Here is a 15,419-nt window from a genome sequence, read left to right as displayed (position 1 = left end):
GTGCCAGCGGGAAACCAGAAAGTCGAGATCCACGCGCCGCGATTGCCAAGAATTGTCCGGGCAGTATGTCGCGCAATCTGAGAGGTCTATCATGAATCCTGCCTATGTCGCCTTCGAAGGCGAGCACCGCATCGGGGCCGGCGACCTCCCGGAGGTTGCGCGCGCCGCCAAGCAACACCTCGACCGGCGCAAGGACGCTGCGATCCTGGTGTTCAACGGCCGCACCTCGGCGCTGGTCGATATCGATTTCCGCGGCTCGGTCGATGACGTGCTGGCGCGGCTGCCGCAGCCCGCGCCTGCGCCCGACGGGGAGCCGGCGGCGCCGACCGCGCCGCGCGGGCCCGGTCGACCGAAGCTCGGCGTCGTGGCGCGCGAGATCACGCTACTGCCGCGGCACTGGGACTGGCTCGCGCAGCAGAAGGGCGGCGCATCGGTCGCGATCCGCAAGCTGATCGACGAGGCGCGGCGCTCCAGCGGCGACAAGGACCGCACGCGCAGCGCGCAGGAAGCCACCTATCGCTTCATGACGACCATGGCCGGCAACCAGCCGAACTATGAAGATGCGATCCGCGCGCTGTTCGCCCACGACCGGCGCCGCTTTGCGACGCTGATCGCGGACTGGCCGGCCGATATCCGCGATCACGCGATCCGGCTCGCCTATAGCGATCAAGCGGACTAGCGCGTTTTGAATAATGTGGACGAGTAACCTCAAACGGGATGTCGTCCCTGCGAAAGCAGGGACCCATAACCACCGAAGAGCATTGCAGCGCGTCGAACTGGCCGCGTGCCCATAGCAAAGGCCGCGGAGTATGGGTCCCTGCTTTCGCAGGGACGACAGCGGTATTTGCTGCCTGATCTACTCACCGAGCTCCACAAGCTCGGTATCATTCCTGGAATTTGAACGTGTCCAAGCCTGCCTCCTTACGAAAAGCCTTCCTCGCCTTCCTCGCGCCGATGTTGCTCAGCAACGTGCTGCAGTCGCTGTTCGGCAGCATCAACGGCGTCTATCTCGGCCAGATGATCGGCGTCGACGCGCTCGCGGCCGTCTCGGTGTTCTTTCCGGTGATGTTCTTCTTCATTTCCTTCGTGATCGGTCTCAGCGCCGGCGCCTCGGTCATGATCGGCCAGGCCTGGGGCGCCGGCAAGCCCGACCGGGTGAAGGCGGTCGCCGGCACCACCATGACCGTGACGCTGCTGCTCGCGCTGGCGATCGCGGTCCTCGGCGGCCTGTTCGCCCGCCCGCTCTTGATCGCGCTCGCGACGCCATCTGACGTCCTCGACGCCGCGGTGGCTTATGCGCGGATCATGATGATCACGATGCCCATCACCTTCGCTTTCCTGCTGCTGACCGCGATGATGCGCGGCGTCGGCGACACCGTGACGCCGCTGGTTGCGCTGACGGTCTCGACCGCCATCGGCCTGGTTGTGACGCCGGCGCTGATCCGCGGCTGGCTCGGCCTGCCGATGCTCGGCGTCGCCAGCGCTGCCATCGCCTCCGCGGTCTCGGGCGTGGTCACGCTGCTGTGGCTGCATGTCCATATGCTGCGGCACCGCCATGCACTGGCCTTCGACGCCGCGTTCCTGCGCGCGATGCGGCCGAACGGCGCGCTGCTGCGCATCGTGCTGCGGCTCGGCATTCCGACCGCGATCGGCATGGTGGTGGTCTCGCTTGCCGAGCTGGTGCTGCTCGGCCTCGTCAACGGCTTCGGCTCGGACGCCACCGCGGCCTATGGCGCGGTCAACCAGGTGATCGGCTATGTGCAGTTTCCGGCGATCTCGATCGCGATATCGGTGTCGATCTTCGGCGCGCAGGCGATCGGCCGCGGCGATTCCGCCCGGGTCGGCGCCATCGTCCGGACCGGGATCGAGTTGAACTTGGTATTGACCGGCGGGCTGGTCGTGCTCGGCTATCTCTTCGCGCGGCCACTGATGGGATTCTTCATCGTCGACAGTGCCGTGCTCGGGCTGGCGCAGCAGCTCTTGTACATCGTGCTGTGGAGCATGGTGCTGTTCGGCATGGCGACGGTGTTTTCGGGCGCGATGCGCGCCGGCGGCACGGTGTGGATGCCGCTGTTGCTCTCGACCCTGGCGATCGCGGTGGTCGAGGTGCCGGTCGCGATCCTGCTCAGCCGCGCCATCGGCGTCAGCGGCATCTGGATCGCCTATCCCGTCACCTTTGCAACCATGTTCGTGCTGCAGATGGCCTATTACGCCCTGGTATGGCGCAAGCAGACCATCAAGCGGCTGATTTGACATCGCGCGCCGCGGCTCACATGATGATTATCATATTCTACTGATGGCGCCTGCGACAGCAGGTCCATGCTAGACAAGTCCAAACGAGACGAGCCGAGGGAGAGACCGCCGTGAGCCAAAATCCGCAATTCCTGTTCGATTTCGGCAGCCCAAACGCTTTCCTCAGCCATGAAGCGATCCCGGCGATCGAAAAACGCACCGGCGTCACGTTCGAATATGTCCCGATCCTGCTCGGCGGCATCTTCAAGGCCACCAACAACAAGTCGCCGGCGGAGACGCTGGCGGGCGTCAAGAACAAGCCGGAGTTTCAGAAGATCGAGACGGAACGCTTTCTCAAGCGCTTCAACGTCAAGCCCTACACCTGGAACCCGTTTTTCCCGGTCAATACGCTGAACCTGATGCGCGCGGCGGTCGCTGCCCAGTTTGAGGGCGTGTTCGAGAAGTATATCGAGGCCGCCTTCCATCACATGTGGGTCGAGCCGAAGAAGATGGACGATCCTGAGGTCGCCGGCAAAGCCATCGCCTCCTCCGGCCTTGACGCCGCCAAACTGTTCGCCCGCGCGCGGGACGCCGACGTGAAGGCCAAGCTGATCGAATATACCTCATCCGCCGTCGAGCGCGGCGCGTTCGGCTCGCCGACCTTTTTCGTCGGCAACGAGATCTTCTTCGGCAAGGAGCAGCTGCGCGAAGTCGAGGAAATGGTATCGGGAAAGTGAGATGAGCGAATGCCCAATAGCGAGTAGCGAATAGTCGAGCAGTATCCTTATCTATTCGCTACTCCCTATTCGCTCGCCTCCTCGGGCAACAACAAAGAAGGACAAATTCCCATGCGCGTTCTCGTGGTCGGCGCCGGTGCGATCGGCGGTTATTTCGGTGGCCGGATGCTTCAGGCCGGCCGCGACGTCACCTTCCTGGTGCGCCCGCGCCGCGCTTCCGAGCTCGCCTCCGTCGGGCTCGTGATCAAGAGCCCGAACGGCGACGTCACACTGAACAACCCGCCGACCGTGCAGGCCGACAAGCTGTCGGACAAGTTCGACGTCGTGCTGTTGAGCTGCAAGGCGTTCGATCTCGAGGATGCGATCAAGTCGTTTGCGCCCGCCGTCGGCGAAAAGACCGCGATCATCCCGCTGCTCAACGGCATGCTGCATCTCGATGCGCTCGACAAGAGGTTCGGCCCTCAGCATGTGCTCGGCGGTCTGTGCGCGATCGCGGCGACGCTGAACGAGAAACGCGAGGTGGTGCAGCTGCAGCCGATGCAGTCGCTCGGCTTCGGCGAGCTCGCCGGCGGCCTGTCGGACCGGGTCCGCGCGATCGCTGAAACCTTCTCGGCGATCAACGGCGCCAACGCCAGCGAGCATGTGATGCAGGACATGTGGGAGAAGTGGGTGTTCCTGGCCTCGCTCGCCGCCTCCACCAGCCTGATGCGGACCTCGGTCGGCAACATCCTGGCCGCGCCCGGCGGCAAGGATTTCCTGCTCGGCATCCTCGACGAATGCAGCGCGATCGCCGCCGACGCCGGCCATGGCCCGGGCGGCCCGTTCTTCCAGCGCACCCGCGGGCTCCTGACCACCGAGGGCTCGCCGATGACCGCATCGATGTTCCGCGACATCAAGGCGGGCCTGCCGGTCGAGGCCGATCACGTGATCGGCGACCTGATCGTGCGCGCCGACGCCGCCAAGATCCCGGTGCCGAAGCTGCGCACGGCCTACACGCATCTCAAGGCGTATGAGAAGCAGCGGGCCGGGTGATCTTGCAGCCCGGATGGAGCGGAGCGAAATCCGGGAGTCATCTCGCGGCAGATAGAGCGGCCCCCGGATTGCGCTTCGCTTCATCCGGGCTACGCATACTTGCAGCTACAAATGCGCCAGATAATGCGCGAGTGCGGTGATCTCTTCGTCGCTCAGCGGATAGGCGACATCGGCCATCGCGGCCTGGGCCCCGCCGGAGCGCTGGCCCGACTTGTAATCGTGCAGCGCCTTGACGAGATATTCCTCGCGCTGCCCGGCGATGCGGGCCACCGCCTTGGTGCCGGCAAACGTATCGCCATGGCATGAGGCGCAGCGACGGCCGGCGGCGGCCTGCTTGCCCTTTTCGGACAAGTCCGGATTGTCGTCCTTGCCGCCCTTGAACGGCGTCAGCGACGCGAAATAAGCGCCGAGATTGCGGATGTCGTCGTTGTTGAGCTGCTCGACGATCGGCTGCATCTGCTCGTTCTTGCGCGCGCCGGCGCGGAAGAACACCAGCTGCCATTGAACGTACTGGTCGAGCTGGCCGGCGAGCGAGGGAATGTTCTCGGTCTGCGAGATGCCGTTGTCGCCGTGACAAGCGGCGCAGATTTCGGCCTTCGCCTTGCCGGCGGCGACATCGGCGGCGTTGGCGGACGACGCAACTGCGATAGCCGCCGCGAACAGGATTGCAAGGGACGCAACACGCATTGCCAGTTTTCTCCACGGGTCATTGCCGGGCCTGGCCCGGCAATCCATCTGGCTTGCAGAAGGGTTTTTGTTTGGATGGATGCCCGGGTCAAGTCCGGGCATGACGAGTCTGTTCCGTCGTTGGGCTTGCCGAACCACGTAAACGCGGCTGCGGGTGCCTGATCGGCCACCGCAGCCCCGCATTGTTTCAACCGCTACTTCTTGCTGTAGCTGATGCGATAGATCGCACCGGCCCAGTCATCGGCGACGAGGATCGAGCCATCCTTGTCGAGCAGGATGTCGGCGGGACGGCCGAGATAGCCCTGGTCTCCCTGGATCCAGCCGTCGGCGAAGATCTCCTGCTTGGCGTTCTTGCCGTCGGGGCTCGCGGTGATCTTCACGATGCGGCCGCCCTGGTACTTATGCCGGTTCCAGGAGCCGTGCTCGGCGATCAGGATGCTGTTCTTGTAATCGGCCGGGAATTGGCTGCCGGTATAGAACTTCATGCCGAGCGGAGCGACGTGCGCACCGAGATTGTACACCGGCGGGGTGAACTCCGAGCACTTGTGACCCATCGCGAACTTGGTGTCCGGCAGGTTGCCCTGGTGGCAATAGGGATAGCCGAAGTGCTCGCCGATCTTCGAGATCATGTTGAGCTTGTCGCTCGGCAGATCGTCGCTGATCCAGTCGCGGGCATTCTCGGTGAACCAGTACTTGCCGGTGCGCGGATCGACGTCGCCGCCGACCGAGTTGCGCACGCCGAGCGCCCAGATTTCCGCATTGCCGGTCTTCGGATCGACGCGGCGGATCTGCGACACCGAGGTCGGCGGAATGCCGATGTTGAAGGGCGGTCCGAACGGAATGTAGAACCAGCCTTCCTTGTCGACGGCGATGTATTTCCAGCCATGCGCCGCGTAGGACGGCATGTCGTCATAGACCACCTTGCCGCTGCCGAGATTGTCGAGATTGGCTTCGGCATTGTCGTACCTGATCAGCTTGTCGACCGCGATGACGTAGAGCGCGCCGTCGCGGAAGGCGAGGCCGGTCGGCATGTTGAGGCCCTTGAGGATGGTCTTGACCTCTTTCTTGCCGTTGTTGTCCTTGATCGCATAGACGTTGCCGAGCCCGAACGAGCCGACGAACAGCGTGCCCTTGTCGCCCCAGGCCATCTGCCGGGCCGCGAGTACGTTCGAGGCATAGACCTCGATCTTGAAGCCCGGCGGCAGCTTGATCTTCTTCATCATCGCCGCGAGTTCGGAATCGGACGCGCCGGTCGGCGGACCGGACGGCGGGGCAAGGCCCTTCTGCGCTTCGGTCTCGTCGCCGAGGAACCAGTCATCCGGCGGATGGGTCCAGAATTCCTTGGTGCCCGATTCGTACTTCTTCAGCGCACGATTCTTGTCTGTCTGTTGTTGCGCACTGGCGAAGGTCGTCCCCGCCAGCAGCGCGATCGCCGCGAACGCAAGTATTGATCGATTGAAAGCGGATTTCATCGCGTCACTCCCCTACGCAAGCCGTTGCAGCTTGCCTGTTATTGATTTTGAACGCCCTGAGAGATGATGGTGGCGGTCTGTGAGGTAGGTCAGACGGCAAAATGGTAGCACATCCATCGACGCTGAAAAGCGCGTCCGCCGGTGTGCGCTGCGTCAAAACTAGTTGAGACGATATTTGAGACGAAATTTTCCTGAGCAGCCTGCCTGATAACAAGGCATTCTGCACCGCAGCGTGATATTCGAATGAAGCTAGCGCTCGTGATCGTCTCTATCGCGACGACAGGCGCGCCAGACCGAGCGCCTGCGCCTTGGCCTTCGACAGCGGCCTGAACAACACGCTGCGCCGCTGCCCGCTCGTGATCGCCGCGATCTTGAAGCCGTCATCGGCGGCGATGATGTCGCCGGTCCGAAGCGTCATGTCGTCCTCGATCGCAATCGGCGACAGGCCGGTAGACGCGCCGGCGCTGCACGAGCATTGCGGCACCATCTCGCGCTGGAAGCGGAATGCATTGGCGAGCGTCTTGTAGGTCTCGCCCGCTTCGGTTCTGGCGCTGTCGATATCGGAGCCGGAGTACAGCTTCACCTCGGCGGCGGGACAGGCCGCCTCGCATGCCTTGACGTCTGCCGTCTCGCTCACGCGCGGCAGCGGAAAGAAGCGGCCGTCGCAGGTCCTGACGCAGAAGTTTTGCTGGCCGCCCCGGTGCGACCGCGTCGTGATGTAGACCCGCGCTCGCGGCCGTTCGGCCGGCTCGAGGTCAGGCGCCGGCCCAAAGCCAGGCATGGGAGAGAAGCTGGGCGCCGGGGCATACGCCGAGTCGCTCGGCAATTGCTGCGCTGATGCGCCCGAACATGTCCAGACGCCGACGAGCACGACCAGCGCAGCAATGTTTGCGCGAGCCAAGCGGCGATTTAATCCGGGAGCCGGCTTCCAACTGATCGACATCGTTCACGCGTTTGCCGCGCCGGCAAAACCGGCGGCAACCATTCCAACGCCAACACAACCACAGATTTCTATCAGTTTTGAGAATGCAACGTTTGCCGGTTAACAAAAGCCGGAAAGCGCCACGGCGGGCCGCGGCATCTTGACCTCGCAATCACGCCTTGGAGATGCGGCGCGGGCCGGACAGCAAAAAGCCCGCGCCAATGGCAGGCCTTCATCAGACTGTCAGCTCGGTCAGCGAGAAATTTTGGAGCGGGCGAAGGGGCTCGAACCCTCGACCCCGACCTTGGCAAGGTCGTGCTCTACCACTGAGCTACACCCGCATCCGAAATGGCGGCGATCGCTCGCCGGCAACGGCAGACCTATGCCAAAAGCTGTCTGTGAATGCAACACAAGAGCGCGGTCCGAACCTCACGAAATCGCATGGTTTCTCTAAAAATTGACCCCGAATCGGCCGAAACCGGCTGCGCCGCCGATTTCTTTTCAGATTTCCGCCGGAACCGGCCTCAGGGCCATCTCGTCCCGGAGCGATTCGAGCCAGATCTCGAACCAGCCGGTCAGCGTCTGCGTCAGCTCGACGCGGCGGGGCGGGTCGCAATCGAACTTGGCCCACCATTCGATAAAGGCCCGGTTGCCGTCGATCACCGGGGTTACCTGCACCGTCGCGCTGAAATCCGTCACCGGCAAGGTCGGGGTGTCGACAAATTCGTAGGTCTGGAAGCGTTCGACGTCGGACTGCGCGAGCAGCCGCTGCCGGATCCGCCGCCCCCGGTACAGCACATTGCGCACGGCCCCGACGGTATCGCCGGATTTGCCGTCCTCGATCTCGCTCGTCCCCACGCCATGGACCCAGACCGGGTAATTGTTGAAATCGCGGATGATTTTCCAGACTTCGCCGGCCGGCTGCTCGAACACCGTGCTGTAATAGGCCTTTGCCACGGGCGCTCCCCTGCTGTCATGAAGGATCGCCATCATCGGCCGTTCCGCGGCACCAACCCACCCGATCTCCGATGGAACGGGACGGACGGCCAAGCGATTGAATTTTGCTGGCTGACTGCCATTTACGGAGCATGATCCCGGAAACCGGTTCCCACTTTTCCGGGATCATGCTCTAGCTGACAGAACGGCTGAACGTGCCGTTCCGGGCGTGTTAGAACGCCCCCGGATTTCCGACCTCAGAAGCAGGCGAGGACAACGTGACGATAATGGAGCAGGGCGGCCCCACGCCCGAGGCAGCGCCCGATCTGATCAAGGAGACGACGACCCAGACCTTCGTCAAGGACGTCATCGAGGAATCGCGCCGTCAGCCGGTCATGATCGACTTCTGGGCGCCGTGGTGCGGTCCATGCCGCCAGCTCACGCCGATCCTGGAAAAGGCGGTTCGCAACGCCAAGGGCCGGGTCAAGCTGGTCAAGATGAACATCGACGAGCATCCGCAGATCCCCGGCCAGATGGGCATCCAGTCGATCCCGGCCGTGATCGCCTTCGTTAACGGCCAGCCCGCCGACGGCTTCATGGGCGCGGTGCCGGAGAGCCAGGTCAACGCCTTCATCGAGAAGATCACCAAGGGCGTGCCGGCCGCCGGCGAGCCTAATCTCGCCGAGATCCTGGCCGAGGCCGACGCCGTGCTTGCCGAGGGCGACGCCGCCCAGGCCGCGCAGATCTATGCCGAGGTGCTGGCGCACGACGCCACCAACATCGCGGCCCTCGCCGGCCTCGCCAAGTGCTACGTCACGTCGGGTGCGATGGAGCAGGCCAAGCAGACGCTGGCGATGGTTCCGGAATCCAAGCGCAACGACGCCGCGGTGAAGGCGGTGCAGGCGGCGATCGATCTCGCCGAACAGGCGGAAGCGGTCGGCCCGGTCGCGGAGCTGGAACAGAAAGTCGCCGCAAACCCGCTCGATCATCAGGCTCGATTCGATCTCGCCACCGCGCTCAACGCGATGGGCAAGCGCACGGAAGCGACCGAGCAATTGCTCGCCATCGTCAGGCGTGACCGCAAGTGGAACGACGACGGCGCGCGCAAGCAGCTGGTGCAGTTCTTCGAGGCGTGGGGCGGCACCGATGAGGCAACCGTCGAGGGGCGCAAGCGGTTGTCGACCATCCTGTTCTCGTAAAGCACGCCCGTCACAGCAGCGGGACCGCAGATGCCGATCAATGCCGAATATCGCGGGCCCGGCGAGCTCCCGGAGGTGATCCCGGTGTTCCCGCTGCCCGGCGCGTTGCTGCTGCCGCGCGGCCAGATGCCGCTCAACATCTTCGAGCCGCGATATCTCGCGATGATCGACGACGCGCTGCGCGACGGCCATCGCCTGATCGGCATGATCCAGCCCGACGTGACGCATTCGCAGAAAGAGGCGAAGCCGGTCCTGTTCCGGATCGGCTGCGTCGGCCGCATCACCCAGCTCGCCGAATCCGGCGACGGCCGCTACATCCTCGAACTGACCGGCGTCGCGCGCTTCAAGGTGGTCGAGGAGCTGACCGTGCAGACGCCGTACCGGCAGTGCAAGGTCGACTTCTTCTCCTTCGCCGGCGACTTCACCGCGCGCAAGGGCGAGGAGGCCGTCGACCGCAAGGCGCTGCTCGAAGTGCTGGCCGATTTCCTGGAAGCCAACAATCTGAAGGTCGACTGGGAAGGCATCGAGTCCGCGCCCAACGAGGCGCTGGTCAATGCGCTGGCGATGATGTCGCCCTATGGTCCGGCCGAGAAGCAGGCGATGCTCGAGGCGCCGGACCTGAAGACCCGCGCCGAGATCCTGATCGCGGTCACCGAGATGGACCTCGCCAAGAAGCGCACCTCGGGCGACCCGCCGGTGCAGTAAGGCGCTTCGAGTGAAGCGGCTACCGGCTCGCGTGAAGGAAACGCGTCAAACCGAAAAGCTTCCCACCCATCAGCGATTGCGCAGCTGCTTGCGGCCGGTGAACATCGCGCGCACCAGGTTCTGACGCTGCAGCAAGCCGACCACGACGACGCCGAGCACGTGCAGCCCGACCAGCACCATGACCGCATCCGAGGCATAGGCGTGGGTGTCCTCGACCCACCAGACTCCGAAGAAGGTCACGGTGACCTCCATCGCGCCCGTGATTGTCGAGATCGTAAGCAGGAACAGCAGCGCCACCAGCATCACGGTGCCCGCCGGATTGAGCCCGATATAGCGCCCGGTGATGCCGCGGCGGAGATTCCAGATGTAGCGCGGCGCCGCGCGCAGGCGAACGCCGAGCCTGCCGAAACGCGCGTAGCGCGTGCCGGCAAAGCCCCAGATCAGCCGGAATGCCAGCAGGGCGATCACCGAATACCCCGCCACCCGGTGCACTCGGTCATAGGTGCTGGGCGTCACCCAGGCGACCAGGACGAGGATGGCGAGCGCCCAGTGCCACAGCCGCAGCGGCAGGTCCCAGACCTGCACGCTGGTCGCGCCGCGGGCGCCCGGCGCCGCCTTCGTCATCGCGCCTGCTTCACTTCGCGATCGTGTGCTTCAGGCTGAGGTCTTCCGGGCTGTAGAACAGCTCGTAGAGCTTGCCTTCCTTGACGCCGTACACCTCGTAGCAGGAGCCCTCGATTTTCGACCGGCGCACCTCGTAGCCGAGCGCCTTGGCCTTGGCTTCGGCCTCGCTTGCCGGCTTCCACGACGCCTTGTCGAGCTTGGTGCAATTCTTGTAGCCGTCGGCAAACGCCGCCGATCCGGTCAGCCCAAGAACGCTCCCAAATACGCATGCTGCAAGCGCAGCGCTCAAAATCACTCTCACGCGCATATCCCCTCCGTTGACAATCATACCCACAACGCCTTCGCGCAGGGCACATGCGTGAAGAATGCTGAGGCGATTGCCAAGTCAAGGAAGCGCCGCGACGGCTGGCTTTAGAGGAATTCTAACGGTCGCGAAAACCGCTTTGCGCTCCACGCGCAGTTTGGTTTTGGCGGCGTGCTGCGGCCTTACGCCTCATGCGTATCGCGGCCGCCCGGCGCAGCCCATCGATCAGGATGCGGCACCCGCCATGGCGAAACGAACCGCAGGCCGTTCGGCCGCTGCCGGGATTCGCCCGCCGATCATCTGCGCGACCTTCTCGCTCTGCACCGGCGGGCTGAAATGGAAGCCCTGCACTTCCACGCAGGCATCGGCGCGCAGGATGTCGAGCTGCTCCCTGGTTTCGACGCCTTCGGCCGTCGTGGTCTTGCCGAGGCTGACGGCAAAGCGCACGATCGCGCGCGCGATCCGGCGCGACTCGTCGGTCGCGCCCGAGAGCTCGGACACGAAGCTGCGGTCGATCTTGACCTTGTCGAACGGAAACTTCTGCAGAAAGCTCAACGACGAGTAGCCGGTGCCGAAGTCGTCGAGCGCGATCCGCACCCCCAGATCGTGCAGTTGGCTAAGCGCGGTAAACACCGCTTCGCTGTCCTGAATGATGGCCGTTTCGGTGACTTCGAGCTCGAGGCGCTCCGGCGAAATTCCGGCACTCGCCAGCGCGTGCACGATCACCGGGACCAACTCCGGACTCCTGAACTGCACGGGCGACAGGTTGATCGCGATCTTGAGGTCGCCCGGCCATTTGGCGGCCTCCGCACACGCGGTGCGCAGCACCCATTCCCCCAGCGGCACGATCAGGCCGGTCTCTTCCGCCAGCGGAATGAACTGCGCCGGAGATACCATGCCGCGGTGCGGATGGTGCCAGCGGAGCAACGCCTCGAAGCCGCAGGTCTCCCCGCTCGCGACATGGATGAACGGCTGATAGTGCAGCTCGAACTCGCCATTGGCGAGCGCACTGCGCATGTCGCGCTCGAGGCCGCGCCGGGCCTGCAGCAGCCGATCGAGCTCCGGCTCGAAGAAGCGGAACGAGCCGCGCCCGCCGCTCTTGGCCGAATAAAGCGCGAGATCGGCGCTGCGCAGCACCTCGTCCGAATCGGTGCCGTCGCGCGGTGCGATCGCAATGCCGATGCTGGTCGTGGTGGTCACCCGATGATCGCCGAGATCGATCGGCTCGCTGAGCGCCTTCCTGATCTTCTCGGCGAGCAGGCCCGCTTCCGTGACCGGATCGCCGACATAGTCGATCACCGCGAACTCGTCGCCGCCGAGCCGCGCGACCAGCGTCGTATCGCTGACGGATCTGCGCAAGCGCGCGGCCACCGACTTCAGCAGCGCGTCGCCCGCCGGATGCCCGAGCGTGTCGTTGACGTCCTTGAAGCGGTCGAGATCGAGCATCAGCACCGCAAGGCTCGGTCCGCCGCACCGGGCACCGGACAGCGCGCGCTCCATCCATTCCTTGAGCAGCACGCGGTTCGGCAGATCGGTCAGCGCGTCGTGCTGCGCCATATAGGTGATCTTGGCCTCGGAGCGCCGCTGCTCGGTGACGTCGCGATGCGTCGCCACCCAGCCGCCGCCGGGCATCGGCTGCCGCGTCACGCAGATCAAGCGGCCGTCGGCGAGCTCGTCGACCCGGCTGCTGATCTCGCCGGCCGGGAGCGCGTTCAATGTCGCGAGCACCTGCGTGGCGGCGCTGTCGCTGGTCTCGCCTTTGAGAATGCCGTTGGCGATCCGATGCCTGATGATCTCGCGATGGGACGTGCCGGGCAGCAGCAATTCCGGCGGCAGCCGGTACATCTTGGCGTAGCGATCATTGCAGACGACGAGGCGCTTCTCCGCATCGAACATGCAGAGGCCCTCACCCATGTGGTTGATCGCGGTATCCAGCCGGAACCTCTGCTCCTCCAGCTCCTTCTGCGACGCCTCGACCTGCTGTCGCGCCGACGAAAGCTGGCTGATGATCTCCTCGAAGCGGCGGGTGCGAAGCGCCAGCCGGCGATCCGCGAGCACGCCGACCAGGCTCATGCCGAGCACCGAGAGCGCCACGCCGGCGATCACGATAGCGAGGAAGGCCGGCGAGAGCGACAGGGCCGCCGGAGCCAGCAACGGATCCGGAACGATCTCGACCGCGCCCATCGCGGTGAAATGATGCGACACGATCGCAAGCGTCAGCAGCAGCGCCGCGGCGAGCGACATCCAGCGATCCTGATGGCGCACCGCGATCGCCAGCGCGGCGTAACCGAACAGCATGCCGAGCACCACGGAAGCCGCCACGAGATCGAGCGACCAGACCACGTGACCCGGTACTTCCAGCGCCCACATCCCGAGATAGTGCATGCTGGCGATGCCGGCTCCGATCACGGCGCCGCCGACCGGCGCGCGCCAGCGGCTGGAGTCGCTGGCGGCAAGGCCGAGGCCGCCGGAGGTCAGCATCATCGCCGCGGCGAGCGACAGCCCGGTGAGGACGATACCGTAGCCGGTGGGGATTCCCGGCTCATAGGCCAGCATGGCGATGAAATGCGTTGCCCAGATGCCGTAGCCGATCGCGGCGCCCGCGATCGCAATCCAGATCAGCCGTGTCCTCGCCTGCGATGCAATTGCGCGATGAAAAATATTGACCGCCACAATACTGGCGACGAAGCAGACCAGCCCGGCGAGCAGAACGAGCCGCCAGTCATGCTCACCTGAAAGGCACGTAAGAACACGAAACATGCGTCGGTCCATGGTTGTCCGTACGCACAGGCTAGGCTGATTGAATTGTCTTCTCGATAATATTCTGCAACTTTCAGTAGCATGGTTATCCGCGCGTAAGCCGATTCCGCACCGAAATTGATGGCTCCATAAATTTCACAGCGATGCGCGATCCGCGCGGCTCAGCCAGCCAGCGGAACGAGTACGGTTTCACCGGTTGCAACCAGCGAGGTTTCACCCAGCGCGTTCTCCGCAAAAAGTTCCGCGCGCGCGAAGACCTGCCTGCGCCCGGCACGCAATGTGGTTCCTTTGGCGATGAAGCAGCGGCCCAGCGCGGGCTTCAGGCAGTTCATCGAGAAATGGGATGCGGTGACGGAACCCGCGATCGACGCCGCGGCAAAGCCGCAGGCGGTGTCGAGCAGCGCCGCGATCATCCCGGCGTGCAGGTGTCCCGCATATTGGGTGAGATCGTCGCGCCAGGGCATCCGTAGTTCCACCGTGCCGGTGCCGGCGGTGACGACCTCGAAGCCGGCAAGCCGGTTGAAGGCCGCCGACGCGTTGGTCGCAACGAGACGTTCGAGATCGAAGCCCGGGCCAGTCGTCATGTAAAACTCCATTGCGGGGGCCGCCGTTCGAGATTCGCCCTGACGGCCTCGATGTGATTGGGCGAGCCGAGCAGAAGCGCCTGTTCGGCCGTTTCGGCCGCAAGTCCGGTCGCCGCATCGCGATCGGCTGCAAGATTGAGCAACCGCTTGGCGGCGCGGATCGCATCCGGGCTGCGGTCCGCGATCGCGCGCGCCGTCTCCAGCGCGGCCTCGCGCGGCTGTTCGACGATCCGGGTCGCGAAGCCATGACCAAGCGCGTCGTCCGCGGAAAAGACGCGCGCGGTGTAGGTGAGTTCACGGACCACATCCTCGCGCGCGAGATGACGCATCAGCTGCGTGCCGGCCATGTCGGGCACCAACCCCCATTTGGCTTCGATGATCGCAAGGCGCGTGCCGGGTGCGAGGTATCTGATGTCGGCACCGAGCATCAGCTGAAAGCCGCCGCCGAACGCAACGCCATGAACGGCGGCAATCACCGGCACCGGCAGCTCGCGCCAGAGCCACACCAGATGCTGCGCAAAGTTGGCAATGCCGTGGGTCCGACGGCCGAGATCAGCGAAGGGCAGGATGGATTCGCCCTCCGTCGTTGCGACCAGACGCTCCATGTCGAGGCCTGCGCAGAAGGCCTGCCCTTCGCCCGAGAGCACCACGGCGCGGAGCTTGCGGTTATCCGCGAGCTGCGCACCGATTTCGGCGATCGCGGCGAACATCGCCGGATCGAGCGCATTGAGCTTGTCCGGGCGGTTGAGCCTGACGTCCGCGACGCCATCGGCAATGCTGAGGCTGACGCGATCGGCCGTCATGCTCGCCCTCGCTAGTAGCCGGCGGCGGCGAGCGCCACGACGACGCTCATCGCCATCCAGCCGAAGTGGCGGAAGCGGGTCGCCACCGCGTTGGCGAGTGCCGCTACGCCGAACACGACACCGAGCGTCGCCACGATCCAGTGCCGCGCGGCATCGGAGGCCATCAGAGGCGCGGCGATCAGCAGCACGCCGCCGCCGATCCAGGCGACGGTGCCGGCCTGATAGACCAGGCGAAGCAAGAGCCGCAGCCGCGGCGGCTCGACGGTGGCGCGCGCGAATATCCTGGTCTCGCCGAGCACGCCATGGATCAGACTGACCAGGAAGGCGACGACGCCGGCGCCTTGCAGCAGAAGATCACGCATCGCGATGCCTCCATACACTACTGTATGGATATGATACCGGCCGCTGGCGCCTGTCAATAC

Annotated in this window: 17 protein-coding genes and 1 tRNA gene; 7 read left to right on the top strand and 11 right to left on the bottom strand. The window is 64.7% G+C overall.

The window, feature by feature from the left end; genetic code table 11:
* The first annotated feature begins 91 nt into the window (after positions 1-91).
* The 4 genes from ACVWY5_RS39380 to panE all read left to right on the top strand — a co-directional run bounded on the left by ACVWY5_RS39380 (position 92) and on the right by panE (position 4,001).
* Positions 92-679: a DUF2239 family protein gene (locus tag ACVWY5_RS39380; RefSeq protein WP_028335854.1), complete on the top strand. Its 588-nt coding sequence runs from the start codon at positions 92-94 to the stop codon at positions 677-679.
* A 275-nt stretch (positions 680-954) separates the two neighbouring features.
* On the top strand, positions 955-2,253 hold the full coding sequence (locus ACVWY5_RS39375) for an MATE family efflux transporter (protein ID WP_051376244.1): 1,299 nt from the start codon (positions 955-957) through the stop codon (positions 2,251-2,253).
* A gap of 110 nt (positions 2,254-2,363) precedes the next feature.
* Positions 2,364-2,969, top strand: coding sequence for a 2-hydroxychromene-2-carboxylate isomerase (locus ACVWY5_RS39370; protein ID WP_028335852.1), 606 nt, complete (start codon positions 2,364-2,366; stop codon positions 2,967-2,969).
* Between the two features lie 111 nt (positions 2,970-3,080).
* Complete coding sequence (gene panE, locus ACVWY5_RS39365) at positions 3,081-4,001, top strand: 2-dehydropantoate 2-reductase (protein WP_028335851.1); 921 nt, start codon at positions 3,081-3,083, stop codon at positions 3,999-4,001.
* A gap of 105 nt (positions 4,002-4,106) precedes the next feature.
* Here the strand turns inward: panE and ACVWY5_RS39360 are convergent, their stop codons facing one another.
* The 3 genes from ACVWY5_RS39360 to ACVWY5_RS39350 all read right to left on the bottom strand — a co-directional run bounded on the left by ACVWY5_RS39360 (position 4,107) and on the right by ACVWY5_RS39350 (position 6,941).
* Positions 4,107-4,688 carry a c-type cytochrome gene (locus ACVWY5_RS39360; RefSeq protein WP_028335850.1) on the bottom strand — a complete coding sequence of 194 codons (582 nt, stop codon included), beginning with the start codon at positions 4,686-4,688 and terminating at the stop codon, positions 4,107-4,109.
* Positions 4,689-4,882: 194 nt separating this feature from the next.
* Entirely contained in the window at positions 4,883-6,160 is a 1,278-nt protein-coding gene (locus tag ACVWY5_RS39355) for a PQQ-dependent sugar dehydrogenase (protein WP_028352288.1), read from the bottom strand.
* Positions 6,161-6,428: 268 nt separating this feature from the next.
* Positions 6,429-6,941 (bottom strand): DUF2865 domain-containing protein, encoded by a 513-nt coding sequence (locus ACVWY5_RS39350; protein WP_244481786.1) that lies wholly within the window; start codon positions 6,939-6,941, stop codon positions 6,429-6,431.
* On the opposite strand from ACVWY5_RS39350, the gene ACVWY5_RS39345 reads away from it, so the two are divergent.
* Positions 6,940-7,206, top strand: coding sequence for a hypothetical protein (locus ACVWY5_RS39345; protein ID WP_321176971.1), 267 nt, complete (start codon positions 6,940-6,942; stop codon positions 7,204-7,206). The two genes, ACVWY5_RS39350 and ACVWY5_RS39345, sit on opposite strands and share 2 nt — an antisense overlap.
* 142 nt (positions 7,207-7,348) lie before the next feature.
* On the opposite strand, the gene ACVWY5_RS39340 is transcribed toward ACVWY5_RS39345, so the two are convergent.
* Positions 7,349-7,423 (bottom strand) — tRNA-Gly (locus ACVWY5_RS39340).
* Positions 7,424-7,583: 160 nt separating this feature from the next.
* A complete protein-coding gene (locus ACVWY5_RS39335; protein ID WP_051376241.1) occupies positions 7,584-8,075 on the bottom strand; it encodes an SRPBCC family protein in 492 nt (163 codons plus the stop codon).
* Positions 8,076-8,296: 221 nt separating this feature from the next.
* On the opposite strand from ACVWY5_RS39335, the gene trxA reads away from it, so the two are divergent.
* Positions 8,297-9,217, top strand: coding sequence for a thioredoxin (trxA, locus tag ACVWY5_RS39330; RefSeq protein ID WP_028352287.1), 921 nt, complete (start codon positions 8,297-8,299; stop codon positions 9,215-9,217).
* Between the two features lie 30 nt (positions 9,218-9,247).
* A complete protein-coding gene (locus ACVWY5_RS39325) occupies positions 9,248-9,922 on the top strand; it encodes an LON peptidase substrate-binding domain-containing protein (RefSeq protein WP_028335846.1) in 675 nt (224 codons plus the stop codon).
* A 69-nt stretch (positions 9,923-9,991) separates the two neighbouring features.
* Here the strand turns inward: ACVWY5_RS39325 and ACVWY5_RS39320 are convergent, their stop codons facing one another.
* From ACVWY5_RS39320 to ACVWY5_RS39295, 6 genes are all read right to left on the bottom strand, one after another.
* Positions 9,992-10,546 (bottom strand): cytochrome b/b6 domain-containing protein, encoded by a 555-nt coding sequence (locus ACVWY5_RS39320; protein WP_028335845.1) that lies wholly within the window; start codon positions 10,544-10,546, stop codon positions 9,992-9,994.
* Positions 10,547-10,556: 10 nt separating this feature from the next.
* Positions 10,557-10,853, bottom strand: a complete 297-nt coding sequence (locus ACVWY5_RS39315) for a PepSY domain-containing protein (protein WP_152977450.1) — start codon at positions 10,851-10,853, stop codon at positions 10,557-10,559.
* Positions 10,854-11,075: 222 nt separating this feature from the next.
* Positions 11,076-13,610: an EAL domain-containing protein gene (locus tag ACVWY5_RS39310; RefSeq protein ID WP_028335843.1), complete on the bottom strand. Its 2,535-nt coding sequence runs from the start codon at positions 13,608-13,610 to the stop codon at positions 11,076-11,078.
* 161 nt (positions 13,611-13,771) lie between these two features.
* Entirely contained in the window at positions 13,772-14,194 is a 423-nt protein-coding gene (locus tag ACVWY5_RS39305; protein WP_028335842.1) for a PaaI family thioesterase, read from the bottom strand.
* A complete protein-coding gene (locus ACVWY5_RS39300) occupies positions 14,191-14,997 on the bottom strand; it encodes a crotonase/enoyl-CoA hydratase family protein (RefSeq protein WP_028335841.1) in 807 nt (268 codons plus the stop codon). The genes ACVWY5_RS39305 and ACVWY5_RS39300 overlap by 4 nt, the downstream gene beginning before the upstream one ends.
* Before the next feature lie 11 nt (positions 14,998-15,008).
* Entirely contained in the window at positions 15,009-15,359 is a 351-nt protein-coding gene (locus tag ACVWY5_RS39295) for a hypothetical protein (RefSeq protein ID WP_028335840.1), read from the bottom strand.
* Between the last annotated feature and the right edge of the window lie 60 nt (positions 15,360-15,419).

Source organism: Bradyrhizobium sp. USDA 3256, from assembly GCF_054058275.1.
This window is presented reverse-complemented; position numbering and strand designations above follow the sequence as displayed.

Bases quoted from the DNA above. Each gene is read 5' to 3' on its own strand.
- ACVWY5_RS39325 (WP_028335846.1), top strand. From the start codon at position 9,248: ATGCCGATCAATGCCGAATATCGCGGGCCCGGCGAGCTCCCGGAGGTG.
- ACVWY5_RS39320 (WP_028335845.1), bottom strand. From the start codon at position 10,546: ATGACGAAGGCGGCGCCGGGCGCCCGCGGCGCGACCAGCGTGCAGGTC.
- ACVWY5_RS39345 (WP_321176971.1), top strand. From the start codon at position 6,940: ATGGGAGAGAAGCTGGGCGCCGGGGCATACGCCGAGTCGCTCGGCAAT.
- ACVWY5_RS39300 (WP_028335841.1), bottom strand. From the start codon at position 14,997: ATGACGGCCGATCGCGTCAGCCTCAGCATTGCCGATGGCGTCGCGGAC.
- ACVWY5_RS39295 (WP_028335840.1), bottom strand. From the start codon at position 15,359: ATGCGTGATCTTCTGCTGCAAGGCGCCGGCGTCGTCGCCTTCCTGGTC.
- ACVWY5_RS39335 (WP_051376241.1), bottom strand. From the start codon at position 8,075: ATGATGGCGATCCTTCATGACAGCAGGGGAGCGCCCGTGGCAAAGGCC.
- ACVWY5_RS39355 (WP_028352288.1), bottom strand. From the start codon at position 6,160: ATGAAATCCGCTTTCAATCGATCAATACTTGCGTTCGCGGCGATCGCG.
- ACVWY5_RS39375 (WP_051376244.1), top strand. From the start codon at position 955: ATGTTGCTCAGCAACGTGCTGCAGTCGCTGTTCGGCAGCATCAACGGC.
- ACVWY5_RS39350 (WP_244481786.1), bottom strand. From the start codon at position 6,941: ATGCCTGGCTTTGGGCCGGCGCCTGACCTCGAGCCGGCCGAACGGCCG.
- ACVWY5_RS39360 (WP_028335850.1), bottom strand. From the start codon at position 4,688: ATGCGTGTTGCGTCCCTTGCAATCCTGTTCGCGGCGGCTATCGCAGTT.
- ACVWY5_RS39315 (WP_152977450.1), bottom strand. From the start codon at position 10,853: ATGCGCGTGAGAGTGATTTTGAGCGCTGCGCTTGCAGCATGCGTATTT.
- panE (WP_028335851.1), top strand. From the start codon at position 3,081: ATGCGCGTTCTCGTGGTCGGCGCCGGTGCGATCGGCGGTTATTTCGGT.
- ACVWY5_RS39305 (WP_028335842.1), bottom strand. From the start codon at position 14,194: ATGACGACTGGCCCGGGCTTCGATCTCGAACGTCTCGTTGCGACCAAC.
- ACVWY5_RS39310 (WP_028335843.1), bottom strand. From the start codon at position 13,610: ATGTTTCGTGTTCTTACGTGCCTTTCAGGTGAGCATGACTGGCGGCTC.
- ACVWY5_RS39380 (WP_028335854.1), top strand. From the start codon at position 92: ATGAATCCTGCCTATGTCGCCTTCGAAGGCGAGCACCGCATCGGGGCC.